The organism is Alphaproteobacteria bacterium 33-17, assembly GCA_001897445.1.
Classification (GTDB): Bacteria; Pseudomonadota; Alphaproteobacteria; order Rickettsiales; family 33-17; genus 33-17.
The window spans coordinates 37,440-61,770 of sequence record MKSX01000017.1; the positions used below are offsets into that span (position 1 = coordinate 37,440).

25 protein-coding genes are annotated in these 24,331 nt (G+C 34.4%); 9 read left to right on the forward strand and 16 right to left on the reverse strand.

The window, feature by feature from the left end; genetic code table 11:
* Nucleotide 1: 1 nt before the first annotated feature.
* Nucleotides 2–1,045, reverse strand: a complete 1,044-nt coding sequence (locus tag BGO27_08215) for a hypothetical protein (protein OJV13865.1) — start codon at nucleotides 1,043–1,045, stop codon at nucleotides 2–4.
* Nucleotides 1,046–1,061: 16 nt separating this feature from the next.
* Entirely contained in the window at nucleotides 1,062–1,307 is a 246-nt protein-coding gene (locus BGO27_08220) for a 50S ribosomal protein L32 (protein OJV13866.1), read from the reverse strand.
* A gap of 111 nt (nucleotides 1,308–1,418) precedes the next feature.
* Between BGO27_08220 and BGO27_08225 the strand changes: the two genes are divergently transcribed.
* On the forward strand, nucleotides 1,419–1,856 hold the full coding sequence (locus tag BGO27_08225) for a hypothetical protein (protein OJV13867.1): 438 nt from the start codon (nucleotides 1,419–1,421) through the stop codon (nucleotides 1,854–1,856).
* Nucleotides 1,857–1,877: 21 nt separating this feature from the next.
* On the opposite strand, the gene BGO27_08230 is transcribed toward BGO27_08225, so the two are convergent.
* The 11 genes from BGO27_08230 to BGO27_08280 form a co-directional block, all read right to left on the reverse strand.
* A complete protein-coding gene (locus BGO27_08230; GenBank protein ID OJV13868.1) occupies nucleotides 1,878–2,909 on the reverse strand; it encodes a hypothetical protein in 1,032 nt (343 codons plus the stop codon).
* A gap of 57 nt (nucleotides 2,910–2,966) precedes the next feature.
* Nucleotides 2,967–3,746 carry an ABC transporter permease gene (locus tag BGO27_08235; protein ID OJV13869.1) on the reverse strand — a complete coding sequence of 260 codons (780 nt, stop codon included), beginning with the start codon at nucleotides 3,744–3,746 and terminating at the stop codon, nucleotides 2,967–2,969.
* A gap of 2 nt (nucleotides 3,747–3,748) precedes the next feature.
* A complete protein-coding gene (locus tag BGO27_08240) occupies nucleotides 3,749–4,879 on the reverse strand; it encodes an alanine racemase (protein OJV13870.1) in 1,131 nt (376 codons plus the stop codon).
* On the reverse strand, nucleotides 4,842–6,266 hold the full coding sequence (locus BGO27_08245; GenBank protein ID OJV13871.1) for a replicative DNA helicase: 1,425 nt from the start codon (nucleotides 6,264–6,266) through the stop codon (nucleotides 4,842–4,844). The genes BGO27_08240 and BGO27_08245 overlap by 38 nt, the downstream gene beginning before the upstream one ends.
* Nucleotides 6,267–6,387: 121 nt before the next feature.
* A complete protein-coding gene (locus BGO27_08250; GenBank protein ID OJV13872.1) occupies nucleotides 6,388–6,789 on the reverse strand; it encodes a hypothetical protein in 402 nt (133 codons plus the stop codon).
* 121 nt (nucleotides 6,790–6,910) lie between these two features.
* Complete coding sequence (locus BGO27_08255; protein OJV13873.1) at nucleotides 6,911–7,447, reverse strand: hypothetical protein; 537 nt, start codon at nucleotides 7,445–7,447, stop codon at nucleotides 6,911–6,913.
* Nucleotides 7,444–7,794: a hypothetical protein gene (locus tag BGO27_08260; GenBank protein OJV13874.1), complete on the reverse strand. Its 351-nt coding sequence runs from the start codon at nucleotides 7,792–7,794 to the stop codon at nucleotides 7,444–7,446. The genes BGO27_08255 and BGO27_08260 overlap by 4 nt, the downstream gene beginning before the upstream one ends.
* Nucleotides 7,795–7,884: 90 nt before the next feature.
* Nucleotides 7,885–8,532: a superoxide dismutase gene (locus BGO27_08265; GenBank protein ID OJV13875.1), complete on the reverse strand. Its 648-nt coding sequence runs from the start codon at nucleotides 8,530–8,532 to the stop codon at nucleotides 7,885–7,887.
* Between the two features lie 57 nt (nucleotides 8,533–8,589).
* The gene (locus BGO27_08270) at nucleotides 8,590–9,738 is read right to left on the reverse strand and encodes a molecular chaperone DnaJ (GenBank protein OJV13876.1); all 1,149 of its coding nucleotides are present in this window, start codon (nucleotides 9,736–9,738) and stop codon (nucleotides 8,590–8,592) included.
* A gap of 72 nt (nucleotides 9,739–9,810) precedes the next feature.
* Nucleotides 9,811–11,721, reverse strand: a complete 1,911-nt coding sequence (locus BGO27_08275) for a molecular chaperone DnaK (protein OJV13877.1) — start codon at nucleotides 11,719–11,721, stop codon at nucleotides 9,811–9,813.
* A gap of 209 nt (nucleotides 11,722–11,930) precedes the next feature.
* Complete coding sequence (locus BGO27_08280) at nucleotides 11,931–13,958, reverse strand: RNA polymerase sigma factor RpoD (GenBank protein OJV13878.1); 2,028 nt, start codon at nucleotides 13,956–13,958, stop codon at nucleotides 11,931–11,933.
* A gap of 261 nt (nucleotides 13,959–14,219) precedes the next feature.
* Between BGO27_08280 and BGO27_08285 the strand changes: the two genes are divergently transcribed.
* Genes BGO27_08285 through BGO27_08320 form a run of 8 tightly spaced genes read left to right on the forward strand, consistent with a single transcriptional unit; the run spans nucleotide 14,220 to nucleotide 19,203 of the window.
* On the forward strand, nucleotides 14,220–14,522 hold the full coding sequence (locus tag BGO27_08285) for a hypothetical protein (protein OJV13928.1): 303 nt from the start codon (nucleotides 14,220–14,222) through the stop codon (nucleotides 14,520–14,522).
* Nucleotides 14,519–14,806 carry a hypothetical protein gene (locus tag BGO27_08290; GenBank protein OJV13879.1) on the forward strand — a complete coding sequence of 96 codons (288 nt, stop codon included), beginning with the start codon at nucleotides 14,519–14,521 and terminating at the stop codon, nucleotides 14,804–14,806. The genes BGO27_08285 and BGO27_08290 overlap by 4 nt, the downstream gene beginning before the upstream one ends.
* Entirely contained in the window at nucleotides 14,803–15,102 is a 300-nt protein-coding gene (locus BGO27_08295) for a hypothetical protein (GenBank protein OJV13880.1), read from the forward strand. Before BGO27_08290 ends, BGO27_08295 begins: the two co-directional genes overlap by 4 nt.
* Nucleotides 15,099–15,665: a hypothetical protein gene (locus tag BGO27_08300; protein OJV13881.1), complete on the forward strand. Its 567-nt coding sequence runs from the start codon at nucleotides 15,099–15,101 to the stop codon at nucleotides 15,663–15,665. The genes BGO27_08295 and BGO27_08300 overlap by 4 nt, the downstream gene beginning before the upstream one ends.
* Nucleotides 15,652–16,320, forward strand: coding sequence for a hypothetical protein (locus BGO27_08305; GenBank protein ID OJV13882.1), 669 nt, complete (start codon nucleotides 15,652–15,654; stop codon nucleotides 16,318–16,320). The genes BGO27_08300 and BGO27_08305 overlap by 14 nt, the downstream gene beginning before the upstream one ends.
* Nucleotides 16,317–17,630 carry a hypothetical protein gene (locus BGO27_08310; GenBank protein OJV13883.1) on the forward strand — a complete coding sequence of 438 codons (1,314 nt, stop codon included), beginning with the start codon at nucleotides 16,317–16,319 and terminating at the stop codon, nucleotides 17,628–17,630. Before BGO27_08305 ends, BGO27_08310 begins: the two co-directional genes overlap by 4 nt.
* A complete protein-coding gene (locus BGO27_08315) occupies nucleotides 17,608–18,618 on the forward strand; it encodes a hypothetical protein (GenBank protein OJV13884.1) in 1,011 nt (336 codons plus the stop codon). Before BGO27_08310 ends, BGO27_08315 begins: the two co-directional genes overlap by 23 nt.
* Nucleotides 18,619–18,627: 9 nt before the next feature.
* Nucleotides 18,628–19,203 (forward strand): malonic semialdehyde reductase, encoded by a 576-nt coding sequence (locus tag BGO27_08320; GenBank protein OJV13885.1) that lies wholly within the window; start codon nucleotides 18,628–18,630, stop codon nucleotides 19,201–19,203.
* A 119-nt stretch (nucleotides 19,204–19,322) separates the two neighbouring features.
* Here the strand turns inward: BGO27_08320 and BGO27_08325 are convergent, their stop codons facing one another.
* The 3 genes from BGO27_08325 to BGO27_08335 form a co-directional block, all read right to left on the reverse strand.
* Complete coding sequence (locus BGO27_08325; GenBank protein OJV13886.1) at nucleotides 19,323–19,715, reverse strand: flagellar export chaperone FliS; 393 nt, start codon at nucleotides 19,713–19,715, stop codon at nucleotides 19,323–19,325.
* Nucleotides 19,716–19,730: 15 nt separating this feature from the next.
* Nucleotides 19,731–21,476 (reverse strand): hypothetical protein, encoded by a 1,746-nt coding sequence (locus tag BGO27_08330; protein ID OJV13887.1) that lies wholly within the window; start codon nucleotides 21,474–21,476, stop codon nucleotides 19,731–19,733.
* A 105-nt stretch (nucleotides 21,477–21,581) separates the two neighbouring features.
* Nucleotides 21,582–24,218: a hypothetical protein gene (locus tag BGO27_08335; GenBank protein ID OJV13888.1), complete on the reverse strand. Its 2,637-nt coding sequence runs from the start codon at nucleotides 24,216–24,218 to the stop codon at nucleotides 21,582–21,584.
* Nucleotides 24,219–24,331 lie beyond the last annotated feature (113 nt).

The following is a 24,331-nucleotide window of genomic DNA, read 5'->3' on the forward strand; positions in this document are numbered from 1 at the left end:
GCTACTCTAGTAATCCATGTATATTTATTGAAGAATCTAATGCTTCTGTAAGCAAACTATTAATTTTTGATTTTGCAAGATTTGCAGCAACACCTATAGCATTTGCATTTGCAATTTCATCAGCAGAACCATGGCTTTTAACTACTATTCCGTCAAGACCAAGTAACATCGCACCGTTATAATATCTGTGATCCAAGCGAGAAAATGTATTTTTGATACTTTTTTTAGCAAATAAGTAACCAATTTTTGCTAAAATAGAGCTTTCAAAACTTTGTTTTAAAAATTCTCTGCATAACTTCGCCGTACCTTCTGCTGTTTTAAGCGCAACGTTTCCTGTAAAACCATCTGTAACAATAACGTCGACACTGCCTTTTACAATGCCGTCACCTTCGACGTAACCAACGAAATTAATTAAATCTTTGCATTCTCTAATCATTTGAGATGCAAGTTTAATGGTATCACTACCTTTTATTTCTTCAGATCCAACATTTAAGACAGCAACTTTAGGCGAATCAAGTCCAAGTATTATTTTAGCAAAATTTGAACCCATTAGAGCAAATTGCATTAGTATACTTGCCGAGCAGTCAATGTTTGCCCCCATATCAAGTAAAATTGATTTTCCCGATACTGTTGGAATAATGCCTGCAATGGCAGGTCTTTCAATAGAACTTAGCATTCTAAGGATAACCTTTGAAAGTGCCATGAGTGCGCCAGTATTACCAGAAGATACTACGGCATGCGAAATACCAACTTTTACATCTTCAATAGCAAGCCTCATACTTGAGCGTCTTGCATTTCTGATAGCATAAGCGGGAGTATCATTAGATGATACAATTTCATCAGTATGAATTATTGTATAACGGTTTTGAAGACTACGATGTCTTCTGCATTCAGGAAGAATTTTAGTTTCATCACCAAACATTCTAAAATGTATGTCATGATTCTTTTCTGCAGCAATTGCAGCGCCAGAAATCATAGATTTATATCCATGATCTCCACCCATAACGTCAAGGGCAATAACTAATGTGTTATTAGAGCGCTGCATTTATTCAGTAATCTTTTTAATGATTATGATCTTCATGATCGTTATGATTATTACTATCATTTTGATCATTAGAATCATCTTGTTTTTTTGTATTTTTAATAAATACTTGTCTACCTTTATAGTATCCATCTTTTGTCATATGATGTTGATACTGAAGTTCACCTGTTGTTTGGTTTTCAACAACGCCTGCAATAGCGATTGCGTCGTGTGATCTTCTCATACCTCTTACAGAGGGACTAGTCTTTCGTTTAGGAACTGCCATGATAAAACCTTTGATTATTTAAAATATATAGTTTAAAACAGTGTAATACATAATGCATTTTCTTCAATTTTGCAATTTATTTTTACACAAAACCGTAATTAGTTGAATTTTATGATAAAAATTAATACCTTATTCTTAGTATCTACCCTTCTTATTAGCTCCTGTATTAAAAATACGCATATTTCTGGCGCAGCCTCTAATATATCTGTTGCTCAGGAGCTACCAAATTTATCTAAAGATGAAGTTATTAATAAACTTGGCTCCCCAACTGTTATTAATTACAAATTTGGCGAAACATGGGCATATATATCTGATGTATATGAAAAAAAGGCTTTTCTACACAATAAAGTTACAAAACAAAACGTTTTAATAGTTAAATTTAATGGCGATAAAGTATCTGATGCTAAATATTATGGCGAAGAGGAACTTAAACCTGTAAAATACTCAAAGCTTTCAACTCCATCATTTGGAGATGACACAACTTTACTTAAAGAAATGTTCTCAAACCTTGGCAGATTTAATGTTAGAAAAGGAAATCAGACAAAATAGATTGCCTTTCCCTGTAATTAATTACTGTCCGAATTTAGATAAAACATCCGCTATAGGAAGCGGGTCATATACGGCATTATCTTTGTCTATAAAAGATTTTTCAAATCTATCTTCCGCGGCTTTTAAACCCTTTTCTTCCATTTCCTTTTCATAAGAACTCCATTGAGAGCCATGAGCAAGCGCAATTTTACCCTGTTTCTGAACCGCAATATTTGCTTTAGCACCGTTTAGAAACTTTTTATGTACCTGGGAAAGCGACCTTATAGGATATTCAGTCATATGAATACCTAAAGTATTGCCTGCAGTGTAACTTAATGATTTGAATATTTTAGTTTTTTTACCTAAAACATTTGACCAGTTTTTAGTGGCAAAATGATTACCCTGCTCAATTACTATATCTTTATGCGCCCTTACTGCAACTTTACCAAGCCTTACTTTAAAAGCATTTTCTCTAAATTTTATGTTGTCGTAAAAAGGCGTAGAATCAATTTTTGAACCTTTTACTACATGATGTCTAGCGCATAATATTTGAATAGCATCAATATTTGCAGCTACTTTATTTAAAGCTTCGCGTAAATCTTTAGTAGGCACTATAAATTCATCAGCATCAATCGGGAATATCCACTCTACTTCAGACCATATGCTTGAAGCAAATTTATAAGTCCCTGTCATTTTCCTGCTTTGAATATACTCAAATATTGGATCATTAATAATAATTACCGTAGCTGTATCTTTTACTTTTTCTTTAAACTTGCTGATAAGATCTAAAGTTTGGTCACTTGAATTATTATTCAAAATTATAAACTTCCTGAAACCAATGCTATAATGCCAAACCAGATTCTCAAATATAATATCATCTTCGTCTTTAACCATGCCAATATAGGCAATATTATCTATGCCTTTCTCATTAAATACGGGTACCATTTTCTCTGAAATATTAACTTCTGCGTTTTGAGCGGCAGCATTTTTAATAGAATATTTTTTATAATTCAATACCATTACCAAAGCTATAGCAGCAAGACTAATAAAAATAGTCTTAAACTTTTTATTCATAGATTTGTTTCCTTGAAGATTTCATTTTAAACTAGTGTTTATATATATAATATCTAACTAATTTGCAAAGAATACTTGCGTGATAAAGTAATTGAAGCAAAGAATTAGTATAGATGAGCTAACAACTGCGTTAGTGGTTGCAACCCCTACACCTTGCGCACCTTTACCTGAATTAAAGCCATGGTAGCATCCCATAAGCGCAACAATAAAACCAAATACCGATGCTTTCACAAGCCCTGATATAACGTCCATGCTTTCTAAATACATAAATGTATTTTTTAAGTATGATACTTCAGCAAAGCCTAAATTATAAACAGCCACAGCATATCCACCAAAAATTCCAATAATATCAGCTATTAATACTAATATTGGCAAAGTAATGCTTGCAGCCAAAAGCTTTGGAGAAACTAAATAATATATAGGATTAGTAGATAAAGTTTGAAGCGCATCGATTTGCTCTGTAACCTTCATGGTTCCAATTTCCGCAGCAATAGACGCCCCTACTCTTCCTGATACCATAAGACCTGCCAGAACCGGTCCTAACTCACGTGTTATTGATAGTACTACGATTGTAGCAATTGTACTTTCAGCTGAAAACCTTGATGATCCTATGTAAGTTTGTAATGCTAGAACGGCACCTGTAAAAATTGCAGTTATTCCTACTACTGGCAAAGAATAATAACCTATTTCCATTATCTGGCGTAAAAATACCTTTGGGTAAAATGATTTCAGGTTAAACCAGCCATATACACCAGTAACCATAAATACAACAACCCTTCCGACTGCTGTAAAAATATCTAAAGTTTTAGCGCCTATTAATCTACAAATGTTTTTCATAATTATTTCCTTACATACTCACGAATCATTCTGCCGCCAAGACGCGCAAATAATTCTGAACTTGAAGTTCCAGACTGCACCAAAATGTCATGAAAATCAATATTTTTACCAATCAACTCTACAAAATTTCCTAATGCCAAAAATTCATCAGGTACATTTGTTACATCTATCGTTACTAAATCCATAGAAATTTTACCAATTACAGGCAAATGGTAACCCTCATAATATACCTTAGATATATTGCCAAAAAGCCTCATATAACCATCTGCGTATCCAATTGCTAAAGTTGCAATTTTTGAACCTTTTTTAGCTATATGGCTTGCGGCATATCCTACAGGAGAGTCTTCTTCAATTTTTCTAATTTGGATAATAGGAGCATATATACTTACAGCAGGTTTTAAGCTTTCAGGGAGCGCTGCATATTTATTGGGTCCATAAAGCGCCCTCCCCACCCTTATCATATCAAAATAATATTCATTACCAAGCGACATACTAGGTGAATTAGCAAGACTAAGTTTTGCGCCTTTAAAATATTTAGCAGCTTGCTTAAACTTTTCTATTTGCTGAAGATTCAGCTCACTATTTTTATTCTCAGCATATGATAAATGCGAAAGCACCAGAGTCACATCAAGCAAATGACTATCTATATTATCCCTTAGTTTCTTTGCACTATTTATATCAAAACCAAGCCTGTTCATACCGCTATCAAAGTGGATAGCACATCTAAGCTTTTGACCTATTTTCTTCGCATAATTTTGCCAGATATCTAATTGATAAAAATCATTAAGCACTGGAATTAGATTATTTTGATATGCAATTTCTTCCTCACCTTCCATAATTCCATGAAAAACAAAAATATTAGAGGAATCACTTAATGTTTGTCTGGCTTCCATACCTTCTATTATAAATGCCACAAAAAAATTGCTGCACCCAGCCTCTTCCTCTAGCATTTTACTTATTCTTGCCTGACCAAGACCATATGCATTAGCCTTAATAACGGCAGCTACTTCTTTACCATCTATAGTTTCTTTACAAACATCGTAGTTATGCTTAATAGCATTAAGATCTACTACTAATTTTGGCAGCGATTTATTACTAAGCACCTTCATATTCTGAATAGCCCCTTTCTTCATTATGATCAGCAAACCTTGTAGTATTTGAGCTAAACTTAAGCGTTACATTCCCGATAGGACCATTACGCTGTTTTGCGATAATAATCTCGGATAAATTTTTCACTCTTGCAAGTTTTGCCTCTATTTCTGGGCTTGGACTGCCATTATACTTACGCTCTAAATAATAAGAATCACGGTAAATAAACATTACAACGTCAGCGTCCTGCTCAATACTTCCCGATTCCCTAAGATCTGATAGCAAAGGTCTTTTGTCTTCCCTTTGTTCTACAGCACGCGAAAGCTGAGATAATGCAATAACTGGAATATCAAGCTCTTTAGCAATAGCTTTTAGTCCTTGGGTAATCTCTGAAATCTCCTGAACCCTATTACCTTCATTATTAGAGCTTCCCCTCAGTAACTGAAGGTAGTCTATAAATATCGCGCCAACGTTATGAACTCTTTTCATACGTCTTGCTCTTGTTCTAAGGGCTGAAATTGATAATGCAGGTGTATCATCAATATAAAATGGGTTTTGAGATATTTCCTTACAAACATCTGATATTTTGGCAAAATCGTATTGCGATACCGTACCATTCCTTAACGTTGCCGCATCAATTCCCGATACCATAGATAAAATCCTAGAGGTTAGCTGCTCACCTGACATCTCAAGAGAGAAAAAGCCAACAGATTTAGGTTTACCATCTTCATCTGGGTTATTTCTAAAAAACAGGCACGAATTATATGCCATATTAATAGCAAAGGCTGTTTTACCCATAGATGGCCTTCCCGCTAAAATCAAAAGATCGGATCTTTGAAGACCTGCGAGTATTTTATCTAAATCCCTAAAACCAGTTGATACACCTACTACGTTCTCTTTATTATTGATAGCAAATTCAATCTTTTTAAGCGACAATTCCATTGCCTTTTTATAGTGCATAGCACCAGTTTCGCTATGACCACTAGATGCAAGCTCAAAAAGCCTTTGCTCACACATTTCTATTTGAGTTGAAGCCTCATTCTTTCCTTCATACGCGCCATTTATCGTATCTTCCGAAATACGGATTAAATCACGTTTTAAGGCAAGATCATATATAAGCTTGGCATAGTCAGATATATTTAAAACAGTACTTGAAAGCGCAACCAGCTGGTTTAAATAAGCGTTACTGTCACCATTTTCAAAGGCTTGGTCATTATCTAGGTAATTTTTAAGGATTACAGGGGTAACGTACAGCCCTCTATCAATGAGTGACAGGACAGTTTCATATATTTTACGGTGAACTGGCACATAAAAATGGTCAGCAGTTAAATATTCACCAAACTTATTGATAGAGTCATTATCATAGATTAAATGACCAAGAACTATCTGCTCAGCCTCAATATTGTGGGGTACTACTCTAACATCTGCCATTGATTTATATACATTTGAAAATTGTTATGGCTGATTATAGCTGGTTTATATAATTTGGTCTATATAAGGCTTGAAAAAAATTTATGTCCTTACTTTTTAACTAAAATAATTCCATTAGTTTTTATTCCTCAACAAATTTATCTGCAAACCGAGAGGCTCTATCAAATATCTGATTTTGAAATGATTTGTAATTTCTAACGTTTTCCGTGTTTGGTTCCTTTGTCGCTTTTGCTAAAAGTTCATTTCCTAATTCTCTAATCTGCTGATCTGACATTCCTTCAATATTAATTAACGGATTTCCATCTTTATCATTTAATTCTCCTGATTCTTCAACAAATTTATCCGCAAATTCAGAGGCTTTAACTAACATTTCTTCCACTTCATTTTTTTGATAATTTCTATAAAAATCATTTGCAAAAGCATCTGAACCTATAAATACTAGCATTAAAAATAATATTTTCATAAACAACCATATTTCAATTAAATTATTGTTTAAATAATCAAGCCAAAATACAACTGTCAATTAAAAATCTACCTAATATATACCCTAAAGCTGAAAATAACACCCATTTTTAATCTCTTAAACTTCCTAAATACTAGAATGTAATGCAGAAGTGGATAATTAGAAATATTTTATCTATTGACTAGATATGCTTATTTGAAGAATAAGCTTTATCGAAACCTTTCAGCCAATGATCTGTTTCTTTATGTGCTTTGAATACTATGTAATCCTTACCTTCTATTTTGTTTTCGAAATATTTACCATAAGCTTTCTTCTTTTTATTATACGAAAATAAAATATCAAATATATTGGAAAAAGTTTTTGTAAAACTTTCACAATTACCATTACATACCGACTCTCTTTTCATAATATTATGTATCATACGCTTTAACGCCCCATACATACATCTCATTATACTATAATCAAGCCAAATTACTGTATCACAGTTATCCCATAAAAGATTTTTTAGTTTTGAACTATTACCGCTAAATACCCATGTTTCCTTATCAATCACGTTACTTATAAGCTTAATAAAATCTTCAGTTTTGCGCTCTTGCCAACTAGGAAGCCAATAGTAGTCGTCTATATCATATGCATCTATATTTAATTTACTACCCAGCTCTTTGGCCAAAGTAGTTTTCCCACTTCCGCTATGTCCTATTATGAAAATTCGCTTCATGAATAATCTGCTAGTCTCTTGATTTTACCGTTTTCAATCTCAAAAATTGACACTCCTCTTAGGTCTATTTTAGAATCGTTTATTAGAATACCCTTAAAGATAATTTCTGCCACAGCATGATTGTCTCCAGTATACAGATTTATTATCTGCTGCTCTTTAGTGCTAAAAATCTCCTTAGATTTTTCAACTAATGACTTCAGTTCATCTTTTCCAGATATTTTGAGGATACCGTTAGAATTCGAAATATTTTCAAATATACAGTCTGTCGCAAACAAATCTAACATTTCATCAATGCGAAAATTATTATAACATTCAATATATTCAGAAATTATTTGCTCTAGATCCATTTTTTACCTTTTTTACAGATATAAAAAATGAAATTTTGGAAAAAGTCAACAAAAGGGCTTGAGTATTACGTCCAAGCCCCTTTTTTATAATTAAGCCTTTAAGTTATCAAGTGCAAAGTCCCAGTTAACCAGGTGCTCAATGAATGTTGTGATGTAGTCAGGGCGTCTGTTTTGGTAGTCAATATAGTAAGCATGCTCCCAAACGTCTATTGTAAGAAGCGCTTTCTCACCGTTTGTAAGCGGAAGCTCTGCATTACCAGTCTTACGTACCTTTAATTTTCCTTCAGAATCAACAACTAGCCATGCCCAGCCACTACCAAACTGAGTTGTTGCAGCTTGCTTAAATTCTTCTACAAATTTCTCATATGAACCAAAATCACTTGCAATTTTATCCATAAGCTCGCCAGATGGTCTGCCGCCACCGTTTGGCTTCATAGAATTCCAGTAAAATGTGTGGTTCCAGATTTGAGCAGCATTATTAAATAATCCTACAGTTTCTTGCTTACCTGCTGATTTCATAATAATTTCTTCTAAATCAAGGTTTTGGAAGTCTGCCTTGTCTTTGAGCAAATTATTTAAATTTGTAACGTAAGCATTGTGGTGTTTGCCATGGTGGAAACTAAATGTGTTTGCGCTTAAATGTGGCTCAAGTTTGTTTGCATCAAATGGAAGGCTAGGAAGTACAAATGTACCTGCTGGTTGATTAGCAATTTTATTGCCATGTTTTAATTTAGTCATAAGAACCTCTCTTTGTTAAAAAAGGCCAAATTTAAAATTCAGCCTTTCATTTTCTAGTTAAAATAAATCCTTGATTTTATTAAAAAAACCTTCAGATTTTGGGCTTGATTCATTTTTAGACTGATTATTAAATTCTTCAAGCAATTCTTTTTGTCTGCTTGTTAAATTCACTGGAATTTCTACGTTCACTGTAATGATCATATCCCCACGAGTCTTTGACTTCATAGCTGGCATTCCCTTGCCTCTAAGCCTTAATTTATCACCATACTGAGTTCCAGCAGGAATTGTAAGACTTACTAAGTCGCCATCAATTGTTGGAACTTCTATAGTGCCGCCAAGAGCTGCAGTTACAAATTTAAGCGGAATGTTGCAATATAGGTTATTGCCGTCTCGAGTAAATAATTGATGATCCTTAATAGATACAAATATGTAAAGGTCACCCGAAACGCCGCCTCTAACTCCAGCCTCACCTTCGCCAGATATCCTGATTTTAGATCCGTCTTCAACGCCTACTGGGATGTTTACAGATAGCGTTCTTTCTTTCTGGTATCTTCCTTCACCATGACATTTCTTACATGGGTCTTTAATCATTTTACCAGAACCATTACATGTATGACATGTACGCTCTACAGTAAAGAATCCTTGCGATGATCTAATACGACCAGAACCATGACATGTTGAACAGTTTGTAGTACCTTTTTTGCTTGCGCTTCCTGTTGAGTCACATGAATCACATGATACATAAGTTCTAAATTTAATAACTTCTTGCTTGCCGTTTAAAACGTCTTCTAACGTAATATTTAAGTTATATCTTAAATCTGAACCACGTTGCCTGCCATCATGGTTGTGTGATCTTCCGCCACCCATAAAGTCGCCGAAAATATCACCAAAAATATCCGAAAAGCCCGAACCATGGAAATCAAAGCCTGATTGACCGAAACCACCGCCGCCAAAGCCACCAGGACCACCGCCTCCACCATTTGAGAATGCTGAGTGACCAAACCTATCGTATGCGGCGCGCTTTTGCTCATCTTTTAAAACGTCATAAGCTTCGTTTACTTCTTTAAACTTTGCTTCTGCTTCTTTATTTCCCTGGTTTTGATCTGGGTGATATTTCATAGCAAGCTTACGGTAAGCTTTCTTAATTTCATCCGCAGATGCAGTTTTAGAAATACCAAGGAGTTCGTAATAATCTTGTTTGCTCATAGTTTTTTAAATACCAAAGTGGTGCATAAGGTTTTTAGCCTTTTATACACCACTTTTATTAAGTTTTACTTATTACTTATTTTTGTCGTCTTTGATTTCTTCATATTCAGCATCAACAACTTTTTCATCATTTGCATTTGAAGAAGCACCTGTATCTTCTGTTGCAGCTGCGTCAGTTTGCTGATTCTTATAAATATGTTCACCAAGTTTCATTGAAGACTGCATAAGTTTATCAGTTGCAGCTTTAATGCTTTCAGCATTTTCACTATTTATAACTTCTTTAAGTGATGCAATATCTGCCTCGATTTCAGATTTCACCTCACTCGGAACACTTGCTTCATGCTCTTTTAAGCTTTTTTCTGTCGAGTATAAAAGGCTATCAGCATGGTTCTTAGCTTCAACTGCTTCTTTACGAGCTTTATCTTCACCAGCATATTGCTCAGCTTCTTTAACCATTTTTTCAATGTCAGCATCAGATAAACCACCACTTGCCTGAATCTTGATTTGCTGCTCTTTACCGGTTGCTTTATCTTTAGCAGATACTTTTACTATACCGTTAGCATCAATATCAAATGTTACTTCAATTTGCGGCATTCCTCTCTGAGCTGGCGCAATACCCTCTAAGTTAAACTGACCTAGAATCTTGTTTTGTGCAGCAATTTCTCTTTCACCCTGGAATACTCTAATTGTTACAGCTGTTTGGTTATCTTCTGCTGTAGAGAATACCTGGCTTTTTGTTGTAGGAATTGTTGTATTTCTGTCAATAAGCCTTGTAAAGATACCACCAAGAGTTTCGATACCAAGTGAAAGTGGTGTTACGTCGAGTAATAATAAGTCTTTTACGTCACCTTGTAATACACCACCCTGAATCGCAGCACCAATTGCCACTACTTCGTCAGGGTTTACGCCTTTGTTTGGCTCTTTACCGAAGAATTCTTTAACTTTATCAATTACTTTTGGCATTCTTGTCATACCACCAACGAGAATTACTTCGTCGATTTGGCTAGCAGATAATCCTGAGTCCTGGATAGCTTTACGGCAAGGCTCAATTGTTCTTGTAATTAAATCATCTACTAATGACTCAAACTTTGCTCTTGTAATTTTCATATTGAGGTGTTTTGGACCACTAGCGTCTGCTGTAATATACGGAAGATTAATTTCTGTATCAAGTCTGCTTGAAAGTTCAATTTTAGCTTTTTCAGCAGCTTCCTTAAGTCTTTGCAATGCTAAAGGATCTTTCTTAATATCAATGCCAGATTCTTTTTTGAATTCATCAACCATATGCTCTAAAAGTCTCATATCGAAGTCTTCACCACCAAGGAATGTGTCACCATTTGTAGATTTAACTTCGAATACGCCATCACCAATTTCTAAAATAGAAATATCGAATGTACCACCACCAAGATCATATACTGCAATTGTCTTGTTTCCTTGTTTATCAAAACCATAAGCAAGAGCTGCTGCTGTTGGTTCGTTGATAATTCTGAGAACCTCTAAACCCGCAATACGACCAGCATCTTTTGTAGCTTGTCTTTGAGCATCGTTAAAGTATGCAGGAACTGTAATTACAGCTTTTGTAACAGTCTCACCTAAGAAAGATTCTGCTGTTTCTTTCATTTTTGTTAAAGTGTAAGCACTAATTTGGCTTGGTGAGAATTTTTCGTTATTTACTTCTACCCACGCATCACCATTATCAGAAGATACGATATCATATGGTACTAAACCTTTATCTTTTTCTGTAAGCGGATCATTATAACGTCTACCAATAAGTCTTTTTACTGCAAAAATAGTCTTTTTTGGGTTTGTTACAGCTTGTCTTTTAGCTGGGTCACCAATAATTCTTTCACCAGAATCTGTAAAGGCTACAATAGATGGTGTAGTTCTTCTACCTTCACTGTTTTCTATTACTTTTGGATTTTTACCGTCTAGGATTGCAACGCAAGAATTTGTTGTACCTAAGTCAATACCAATAATTTTACTCATAATATTTACTACCGTTTTTAAAAGTTTTTCTTTCGATACTATAGATATAAGTATATTTAAAACGAATTCAATAGCTGAAAATCAAATTTTCTGAAAAATCTAGGTAAATCAATGACTTGATATTATTTATTCTCTTCGTAAAAAAGAAAAACCCTTACAGAATATGCTCTGTAAGGGTTTTTCTTTTTCCAATATGAGGAATTATGATATTAATCCTGATCATCCATATCAAAATCCCCTAAATCGTCTATCCTGTCATCATCTCTATCATGATCTCTGTCATCTTTCTTACTGTTCTTTACATTTAAGAAACCTGAAAGTTTACGCGCTCTTGAAGGATGCTTAAGCTTTTTAAGGGCTTTTGCTTCAATTTGCCTGATACGCTCCCTTGTTACTGAGAACTGGTGACCTACTTCTTCCAAAGTATGGTCTGTATTCATACCGATACCAAAACGCATTCTTAATACTCTTTCTTCACGCGGTGTAAGAGAAGCAAGAACTTTTGTAGTAATTTCACGTAAATTCGAGTGAATAGCAGCATCTAAAGGCAATACGGCATTTTTATCTTCAATGAAATCGCCAAGTGTACCGCCATCTTCGTCACCGATAGGGTTTTCTAAGCTTACAGGTTCTTTAGCAATTTTCATTACTTTACGTACTTTTTCTACAGGAATAGAAAGCTTTGTAGCGATTTCTTCAGGTGTTGGTTCTTTACCAATATCATGGAAAATTTGCCTTGAAGTACGGATAATTTTGTTAATTGTTTCAATCATATGTACAGGAATACGGATGGTTCTAGCCTGATCCGCAATAGACCTTGTAATAGCTTGCCTAATCCACCATGTCGCATATGTTGAGAACTTATAACCACGTCTATATTCGAATTTATCTACCGCTTTCATAAGACCTATGTTCCCTTCCTGAATAAGGTCAAGAAACTGAAGTCCACGATTTGCATATTTTTTAGCAATCGAGATTACAAGCCTTAGGTTAGCCTCAATCATCTCTTTTTTAGCTTTGTTAGTAGTACGCTCACCTTTTTGCACGGTATTTACAAGGTTTTTAAACTCTGTAATATTCATACCTACTTCTTTAGCAATACCAACAATACTTTCGTAAGTAGCCTCTAGCTCTTTAATATGATTTTCAACCAAAGCTGACCAGCCTTTTTCTTTCGATTTCACAGCCTCTTCAAGCCATGTAAAATCCATTTCATTGCCCATATAGCGCTTGATAAAGTTTTTACGATCAACTTTTTCAGATTCCGCAAGCCTTAAAAAGTTTGTTTCAATACCGATAAGCTTTTTATTGTAAGAGTAAAGTGTATCTAGCATCTCCTGAATTCTTTTATGATTCAGTCTTATTTCTTTAAGATGAGATAAAAGCTCTTCTACTGACTTCTTATGCTTTTTCTCATCAGATGCTGCGGAAGGCTTTTTACCTTTTGACTCACCAACAATAGCTTTAAGCTTTTTCATTTGATGCTCTAGGATTTCCTCAGAAACTTTTGCTATTTTGCTAAAATGCTCAAGCACTCCAGGAAGCATTTCCCTTTCCATATCCGAAATAGTAGCCGTTACGCTATCTTCTTCAACCTCATCAAAATCATCAAAGTCATCGGTTGGATTTTCTGCATCTTCTTCAGTATCTTCCTCAAAATCATTGGCTTTTTCATTAAATTCTTCTGTAACGCCATGCGTTGCGTCCAAATCTATAATCTCCCGTAGCAAAATTTTCTCATGCGCAAGATCCTGGTACCAGGAAATAAATGTTTTAAGCGCAACAGGCGTTTCGCAAAGGGCAAGCATCATTGTTTCCTTACCTTCTTCAATACGCTTTGCTATTTCAATTTCGCCTTCACGTGACAGTAGCTCTACGCCACCCATATCACGAAGATACATTCTTACAGGATCGTCGGTTCTTAAACCATCACTATCTTCTTCGTACACCTCGTCTTCAGCTTCAGCGTCTTCCTCATTGTAGTCACCGCCTATTGCCAGACCTTCTTCGTCATCACCATCGTCAACGATTTCGATTCCTGCTTCAGAAAGAGTAATAAGTGTATTATCAATTTGATCAACAGATAAACCATCACTAGGAAGCATATCATTTAACTCATCAAAGGATAAACTGTTACCCTGAGCCTTTCCTTTTAAAACTGCTTTTTTAACATTACCTTTTAGGCTTGAATCCTCACTAGATGATTCATTTTCAAAATTTTTAATTTTTTTGGTCATATATTATTAATTATGGATAATTGAATGGTTGACACTATATTCATCGTTATATAATCTTATATTTATATTTTTGTTTTACAAGCATTATCATGCTTTCCCCAAATAAAAACGGGTATTTAAATGCTATTTATCTCTGCTTTTTATTATTTTTCAATATGGTGCATACTCTCAGGCGACCCTGATACAACCATGTTAATTACAGGATTCATTGCATCCTTAACAATTTCATACCTAGTTAACAGAGACACAGAACAAGGAAAAATTAAATTTTTGAAATTTCTTCAATATTCTTTCTGGCTGACAAAAGAAGTGAGTAAAAGTTCGTTAACTACAATCAAAATTATTTTAACAGGCAAAATCAGACCATCATTTGAAAAAATTGAGATTTCCAATATATCGGAACTTGGTCATACAATTTTTGATAACTCTATTACCTTAACACCTGGTACAGTTTGTATTTCAGATAAAAATAATAATGTTTTAATTCATGCATTACACACTGATTTCCTTCATGACATAAAATCTGGCTTATTAGAACATAAAATGCGAGAAACAGTAAAATAATGAATGTATTTGAATTTTATATATTACTTGGTTCAATAATTTTTATGGTTATATCATTTGCATTATTGCTTGTCAGAGCAGCAAATGGCCCCACAGTATTTGATAAGCTTTTAGCAATAAATTCTATTAATAGCAAAATCAATGTAATGCTAATTATTTTATCTATTTTTTCCAATAATCAGTCATTTATAGATATTGCCTATGTTTATGCACTTACCAGTTATATAGCAATGTATTCAATACTTAAATTTATTAGAAATCGTAATCTGGATGTTAAAGAATGATTATTAGCCTTATAGCTTATATTTTAATAATTATTGGCAGTTTAATTTGCTTATTAGGATCTATTGGCGTTATCCGCTTCCCTGACTTTTTTACCAGACTTCATGCAGCTGGGGTGATTGACAGTTTCGGAGTTGTCCTGATAATGATAGGACTTGCTATACTATCGCCTTTAGTTCCTGCACTTAAAATTTTAATGATAGCTTTTTTTATCTTTCTTACCGCACCTACCAATACTCACTCCTTGGCAAACAGTGCATTTTTATATAAAAAACAGTCAGCAGAGCCAAAATTATGAATCTAGTATTCCCAGAACTTATTCAGGACATTATTATCTATTCAATGCTATTTTTTTTAGTAGTTATTGCAGTGATGGTTATGCGATCAAATAACCTGATAACAAAAATCGCTTTAGTGTCTGGATTCAGCCTGATTATTACATTTATATACACTTTACTAGATGCACCCGATGTTGCGCTCACCGAAGCTTCAATCAATGCGGCAATAGGAACTGTGCTACTTATTGCCGGAACAATTAAAGGTAAGTTTAGTTCTAGAAGCCAAAAATACAATCAGCTGTTAGGTTTTATAGCCTGTACATTATTTGCCATAGCCTTAATATATGGTATTAAAGATATTTATGATTTTTCCGATCCTAACTCACCTGTATTTGGCGAAACATACCAGTATTATATTAACAATACCGAAACTGAAATTGGCATCCCAAGTTTTGTAGCAGCAATTCTTGCAAGTTACCGTGGTTTTGATACAATGTGCGAAACTTTAGTAATTGCTATTGCCGCTATTGTAATAAGCGGATTACTTAAAAACAATGAACAACCTAAGTATGACAAAGCATAAAAACGTTTTAGTAGTGGATGATGATAACCGCATCAGGTCTTTACTTAGCAAATATCTTGCCGAAAATGGCTATTTTGTGATGTCAGCCGAAAATGCTAGCACCGCTATCGACTTACTTAATTCAAGTGCAATCGACATTATTGTAATGGATATCATGATGCCAGAAGAGTCAGGCATTAACCTTACAGCAAGAATTAGGAACAATGGTAAATCTATTCCAATTATTATGCTAAGTGCATTATCAGATGCAGATAATAGAATAAATGGCTTAGAGATTGGTGCAGATGATTATCTGACGAAGCCTTTTGAGCCAAAAGAACTTTTATTACGCATTGAGAAACTTTTAAAAAGACATCAAACAAACAAAGATATTATCAAATTTGGAGAATATTCCTTTCATATTGACTCAAGAAAATTATTGAAAAACAATGACATAATACCACTTACATCCAGTGAAATTAACCTCCTAATATTACTTTCAAATTATATTAATCAGCCCGTATCTAGGGATGAGATTGCCAAAGTATTTTACGGCGTAGGCGAGAGATCGATTGATGTTCAGGTTGTAAGACTCAGAAACAAAATAGAAGAAGACCCTAAAAATCCAAAGTACTTACTTACCGTTCGTAATATTGGCTATGGATTATATATATGATTAAAATTTTTAAAAAACATTTTATACCCAAATCGATTTGGGGAAGATTCTTCCTAATTATCATTCTGCCTGCTATTTTAATTCAAATAATTACAGCTTATGTTTTTTATGATCGCCATTGGGAAGATGTTAGTACTTATTTAGAAAAGTCTGTAATTGGTGATATTTCTTTAATTAATAAAATGTTACAGGACAAAAAACTTCCTAATTATGAAATTAAGAGTCTGGCAGCAGAAAATTTGTTTATTAGAATTTTACCTTATAAACCGCTCGATAATACCGATGATGAGAAATTTGATTCCTTAAAACTTCACTTACAAAAAGTTTTTAAATCTGATAGTTTTATTATTAATCAGCAAAATGACCGTGAAGACATTTATATTAGCGTTAATCTTCCAGATTATAAACTAACTTTTGAAATACCTAGAAAACGTCTATATACACCTACCTTAAATATTTTCATTGCATGGATGTTAGGGGTTTCTACTATTCTTATCATTATTGCGCTGTCATTTACTCGTAATCAGGTCAAATCTATTGAGAGGTTATCTACTGCTGCCCGTGTATTTGGTGAGGGCGGTGACATTAGTAACTTTAAACCTGAAGGTGCTGAAGAAGTACGCCGCGCGGGCTACGCCTTTATTGCCATGAAAGAAAAAATTGAACAGCAAATAAATCAGCGTACGCAAATGCTTGCTGGTGTTTCACATGACCTCAAAACTCCTTTAACCAGAATTAAACTGTCGTTAGCGATGTTTCCTAAAAATGATGAGACAGATGCTATTCAAAGTGATATTACTGAAATGCAGCATATTATTGATGAGTACTTACAATTTGCCGGTCAAATTGAGGTAGAAAGCAAACAAAAAATAGATATTATAGGTCTTCTTCAGGACATTGTAATTCGTTACAAGTCACAAGGTGCAAAACTTAAAATTAATAAAGATATTGAATCATGCATGATTTTTGCTCGCCCCGTATCGATGAGACGTGCATTTACGAACATTATAGATAATGGTCTTAAATATGGCGAAGAAGCAGAGATTACAGTTCATCATACTCGCTCAAGACTGACAATTATTATTGAAGATAATGGTTCAGGTATTAAGCCTGAAGAACATGAGAAAGTATTTAGTGCATTTTACAGATCTGACTATGCACGCAACATGAGCGATAAAAAGCAATTAGGAGCAGGACTTGGTCTTGCGATAGCACGAGATATTTTTAACGCACACGGCGCTAAAATTAAGGTTAATAAAACCAACCTAAAATTAAAAGGAGCCTCAATTGAAATTCAGTTCAAAATATAAAATTTTATTATTTATTCTAATTGCCACATTATTTTCTAATATATCATTTGCCAGTGACAATATACTCTTTAGTGAGATTAAACATTTAGAAGATAACTTCTATAAAAGCAAAATCAGAATTGGTTTCCATGCAATGGATTTAGATTCAGGCAGAAGCATTGGGTACAGAAATAATGAAAGCTTTATTATGGCAAGCACTGTAAAAGTTCCAGTTAGCATTTATCTTATGAATCAGGTAGATGAGGGCAATATAGACCTAGCAAAAATGATTTATATTGATAAATCCGATTTAGTACCAGGCAGTGGGAAAATTGGTTATTTTTTAACTCATGATGGGCTTGCAATATCAAATGCCAATTTACTTGAGCTTATGATGGCGATAAGTGATAATACAGCAACTGATTTAATTATTAGACAATTAGGCATGAATAATATCGCTAAGTTTTTTAATAGTTATCCTGATATTAGTCTTAAACATAATATTATGCAGTTATTTGATATTTATTATAACCTCAATCATAAATCAGATAAATCTCTGTTCGAACAAATTGCTGAATATAGATCTCGTTCAAATGATATAACAGCTAAGTATGCTAAAGATTTTTATTATAACAAAGCAGATAGAACTACACCGAAAGCTATGGCACTGATTCTCAAGGATTTTATGGATGGTAAATTTACTTCTATAAAATCAAGGGACTTCTTGCTAAAAGTAATGTCTCATACCGAGAACAAAGATCGCCTAAAAAAAGAAGTTCTACATTCTAGTGACTTTATCCATCATAAAACCGGAACCTTTGATTATTACAGCAATAAATTTGCCTTTGTCAGCATTGCTGATGTAGGTATAGTAAAGCTTAAATCTTGCAAAAAGATTATAATTAGTTTATACTTAGATAGTGTAGACACAGAGCTTAATGCTAAAGATCTTGAACAAGTATTATCAATAGCTGCACGCATCATTACCGATTATTTTTTATTTTCATAAGGGGTATATATGAAAGAAATTAAAGACTTATTATTTTATAATGCTCGCAGCGTAAATAGCTGGATCAATAAAGACATTTCTGAAGAAGTTATCAAAGAACTTTATGACCTAGTTATTATGGGACCTACGTCTTTTAATAGCTTACCTATGCGCCTAATTTTTGTAAGAAGCAGCGAGGCAAAAGAGCGTTTAAAATCTTGTATGATTGAAAAAAATATTGAAAAAACTATTACATCACCATATGTGGCAATTATTGGCATGGACAATAATTTCCCTGATGAATTTGTAAATACGTTCCCTGGACGTGATATTAAATCATTTTTCGCTGGTAATCAGTCACTTATTGAAACAACTGCTATGCGCAACTCCTCCTTACAAGGTGCTTACCTAATTTTAGCTGCAAGATTACTAGGTTTAGATGTAGCACCCATGTCTGGCTTTGATAACGCAAAAGTAGATGAAGAATTCTTTAAGGGCACAAGTATAAAGTCAAATTTTATTTGCGCATTAGGTTATGCAGACCATAGTAAAACTTATCCACGTTTACCAAGACCTGATTTTGATAAATACGCAAAAATTGTGTAATGGTTAGGGCTGTATAGTTAAAGTATTTGAAGGGTACAGGAATGAATAGCGAAGCCTAGGTGAGTGAGGAAATGACACCTACCAAAATTATAAAGACTTAACTATACAGCAGCCCTATTTTAGTCTTTCTTAATATCTTTATCTATGGTTTTTTCAACTTCACGCCATGATTCAAGCATGTTGTTTAGATCTTTTAGAATTTCTTCGCATTGCTTTACATCGGGCGTGTGATGAACAGACATCATTTTGATGTAAACGTGGTTATAATAACTTTCTAATGCCTGGGCTATATCTTTAGCATTTTTGTGATCAAGAGCCTCTTTCAATCCAAGTACTATTCCTGTAGCTTTTTCAAGTACGTTAAATCTGTTTTCCACATCATTATTTTGAATACAATCTATCACTTTATTCATGTGCTTTATAGCACCTTTATATAGCATTATAACCTGCTGAATATTTCCAGATGGAATTTGATTTAAATATCTAGAATATCCTTTGTTTACAATACTCATCTGTTTTTACCTATTTTATTTATTATTAGAAGCGTTGGTTTGAGCCTGCAAGAACATTATTGTACTGTTAAAACTAGATATCATTTGTTCAACTCTACCAAACTGACTTTTTAATTTCTCAACATAATCATCGAGGTCAGATTTTTTCTTTTTAACTTCTTCAGCATATTTAGTATTAATGTCATTAATAGATTTAATGGCAAGCTCAATATCACCACCTGGTTTAGATATATCTTTTAAGTAATTATAAAGTTTATCCGCAATACCCTGAGTCAGTGTTACGCTTACATTATCAGTACCGTCACCAACGTAAATCATGCTAAGACCATCTAGCACAGTATTTTTTTGTCCTGTAATAGCTCCGCTAGTAGTTGTCCCGTCATAATCAGCGTTAATAGTAACATTGGTTACTCCGTTGTGATATGTAACTCTTACCTGATCTCCGGCTGCTCTGCTCGTATCAATATCAAGGCTAAATGCTGTAGTATTAAGCGCGTTAGTTCTACCAGTATTTGCAATTGTTTTTGAGCTGCTTCTAAAATCAAATTCAAATACCCTTCTCACGTTTTCATACTGTGTTGCCAGGACATTATCTAAAATTGCATCATCTATCCTTAGTATATTATTAGTATGTGGGTTTTCATCATCACCCTCATATTCTATAAATGCAAGACCGACTTCACCAATTGTAATAAAGCTACTAGTTATACCTTTTACATATGAAGACATTTCAGTCATGATTTTACTACTAATTAATCGTAATGTACTATCGTTGCCAAGTACAGCTGACTCTTTATATTTAAAGTCCTCATCAAGCTCTTGTTGCTTTGAAACAAATAACGCAACATCGTTATATGCACCTACGAAATTCTTTATAGCAAGTTTTGTAGCTTCAACATCATTATTAATACTTAAGTATCCATACTTACCCGCATCAGTTGGTTGCTTTAGGGTAAAAGTTACATTTTGAATCACATCACTAATAATATTAGATGATCTTGTAATAGGAATTCCGTTTAAGTTAAATGTTGCATCTGCTGGAGTTTGCAAGTTAGAGAAAGTCACGTCACTTACAACATTACTAGCGTCTGTAATATTTATACTATTTGCAATACCAGTATTATTTGACCTTAATACTAAACGATAATCTGTAGCACTTACTTGAACAATACTTGCTGTAACCCCACTTGAACTGCTAACTGCATTTATAGCAGACTTTATTTCAATTAGGCTATCACCTGCTTTTAGGGCAACATCGATACCATTAATCTGAAATATGCCTTCAGAAAACAGCCCAGAAGTTATTCCACCAGCTGCTTCGGTAACAGAGGTGGTTTGACTGGTAAAAGTTTGACTTTGGCGAGCATGAGCCTTTGCTATGCTTATAACCTGAAGGCTATAATTTGCAAGATCAGATCCTTTATCGGCAAATACATCTATATAATTATCAATAGGTTGGCTACAATCTGTAGTCATTACAACTTTTCTGCCATTAAAACTATTTAAAGTCTTATCCATACTTGGCACATTTCTTAGAAAATTAGCAGCTTCCTGAAATATTTCTACTTTTTCTTTAAAATCGTGAAAAGCCTTATTTTTTTTATCGTTAATACTGATTGTATCTTCAAGCTGTTTAATAGGTATTTCTTTTGCTGCTTTAAGTCCGTCAATGATTGCTTTTGTATCAAAACCAGATGCTATACCGCTTATTACGGTTTGACCACCAATATCATTTACATTTCCAAAATTGACTTTAGACACAGGCAATACCAGCTAACTATAATTTATATTAAAATATTAGCATATTTTTCTTGTTATTCAAAGACATTAAATAAAAAAAGGGGATTTGAACCCCCTTTTTTTGCTTTACTTATCACCCCAGTTTAGGTTACCAGAGCCAAACCAGCACGGGTCACCCCAATCCCAGAGGTTTTGGTACAGATCACTGTTGAAGGTCCAGTGATTACCTGGGCATGTATCTTTTGTACCATGGTTTGTTGACCACCAGTACCTTGTATCATATAAATAATATGTCTCCAAAGTACGTTGACGATCAAGGAAGAAGTTATTGGTTACTTGTCTGCTATGACCTCCAGAATTATACCATATAGGTGCATTCATTTGTTGTCCTGCTACACCTGAATAGTTTCTCCATCCAAATTGATTAATAAATGGGGGACCAAATCTACTATCAATTACTCTTGAGCCTCCTCCATACGAAGGATTGTATGTATCCCACTGAATAATATTTGCTTCATGCAATATGAAAGTTAAACCAGTTTCGCCTAAAATAATTGAAGGTGTATTTCCACCCAGGAAAGTAGTAAAATTACTACCTATACCATTTAACCATACATCTGATGTACTTGTATGCACCAATTTACGGCTTCCATTTTGTGGATGAAAATACATTGTCCAGTCATTTCCACCAAAGTTTTGGTCACTTGATGCCATAAATTTTACTGGTGATTTCTCAAAATATATAGGTGCATATCTTCCACATTGCGGCCATATTGCAGCACATGAAGAAACGCATCCTACGTCTTCTCTACCACCAGAATTTCCCCAACCATCATCCCATTTACAGTCACTAAATCTTCTATTTGCAGGCGACTCCCATTCCCAGTCTTTGTTATAGGATATTTCATCTAAAGTAGTATCCATCATCGCCAAAAAGGCAGGAGTATTTGCACTAAATTTCTTGAAATTAGTACGATTATCCGCGGTATATGAGAATGCAAAATTTGAATCGTATCCCCATGCCCATCTTGGTTTACCTGCATACCTAAATACAGGAACCCATTGTGAACCACCCCCATTCCTATGTATTGTCAGGAAAGCCTTAACATTAGAATGGTTTATACCAAGTAAGTTTCTTCCATCCCAGTCAGGCGGTGCATTTACAAAAGAGAACAATCCTAAAACTGCAAATCTACCGCCCAGATCATTGCTAAATGCGGTATCATATGATACCCTACCTGGAATTTCCACACCACCACCATCTGCAGTTCGGTAGCGAGCATCTACCCCTGATAAGTCTATATGTTTATTACCCCATGAGTGATCTATAAGCGTAAGAACTCTGTCACCATCAGCTGGATATAATGAAGAGCTAGAAACAGCTAATGGATTGGCCCCTGAGTATACGGCTTCATAAACCCCATATCTACCCCATGCAGCTGGCATAAAGTTTGCGGTAAACGCACTGTATTGCGCTCCATGCCATAATTCTTGATATGGCCTTGATGTACTGGAAAAGTTCGTACATACCCCGTTGTTAGAATAAGTGTATGTGCCGTAGGCAGATCCGCTATTATAACTACATCCTATTGTTATTTGCCTATTGGTAAATAAAGTATTGGTAGAGTCAAAACAAGGTGTATAAGATGGTATAGTTCTTGGAGTACCATTTGATGTTTGATAAAAAGTTGCAATAGGTATTTCCCCTAAAGCTTTACCAAATGCTCCAGCAGGAATTGTAATAATATCATCTTCAACTATTTGAGGTAATCTCATGGATCTACTAACATTTGTTGGAACAGCAGGGTTATAGCAACGTTGTTTACAACCAGGACCCGAGACTGACCCCCACCCAGTTGCTTCACCAGTAATGGAATCTCTGTTACAAGTCCTGGTAGTTGTTGACACAACACTTCTTGCACCATTACCACTGGAAGGATTACACATTGAATTAGTTGCAGTAACGGTTACACCAGCATCTGTAGCAGGCCAGTTTACAAGTGACACACTTGAAGCAGCACACTGATCATTCTCAACTTCAATTGTCACTCCTGTAAATACTTTGTTTGTATCATAAGACGCACCAGAAAATGCTCCCATTAGTAATTTTAAAGTATTTGTTGTTGGCGAAGTTGTAACCTCATAAGCCTGATAATCTCTCATAGTGCCTGGCTCAGGACTTTCAGCAGTTGGGTTCTGAAAGTTACAAATTGTGTTATACGTCGTATTAACGAAAGGAGATACAGTAGTTCTAATTGTATTACTGGTACTAACATTTACTAGATTAACTATAAACATATGATATTGACCAGGCTGCGAAGGAGCTCTAAACCTTAGTTTCCAATGTGTGTTAGGAAGCTGCGGATTCTTTTTGCCACCTGCATCTGTTGCAAAACGCGTATCAACATCAAGATCTTTAATACATTTTAAAATTGCCCTACCGTTATTAGTGTTATGGTTTGTTGGTATAAAACCAATTATAAAACCATTAGAAGCATTGTTTTCTTTCCAAAAAACTTCCCCGTTGAGCTGTATATCCTGTCCTGTATATAGAAGAGGGCTAGAGCCGCTAGTTTGTTTAGTTGCACTTGATCTCCAGTTTAAATTCGTAGTAGCACCAGGATGTACATAAAAATTCATTACATTTGTGCTTCCTAGGGTTCCCAGGAATTCACGTAAATTAAAATGCACTACAGGCGCAGCATTTGAATTAAAAATAATGATGAATAAAAGGATAGTGGTTTGCAATATAAACTTAAACATTTGAAATCCTTATACAACGGTTTTGATAATATTATAAAAAAATCTTAACATACATTTTTTTTAAATAAAAACCTTTTTATTTATTCAGCGTTATGTTTTTAACAATACTATAA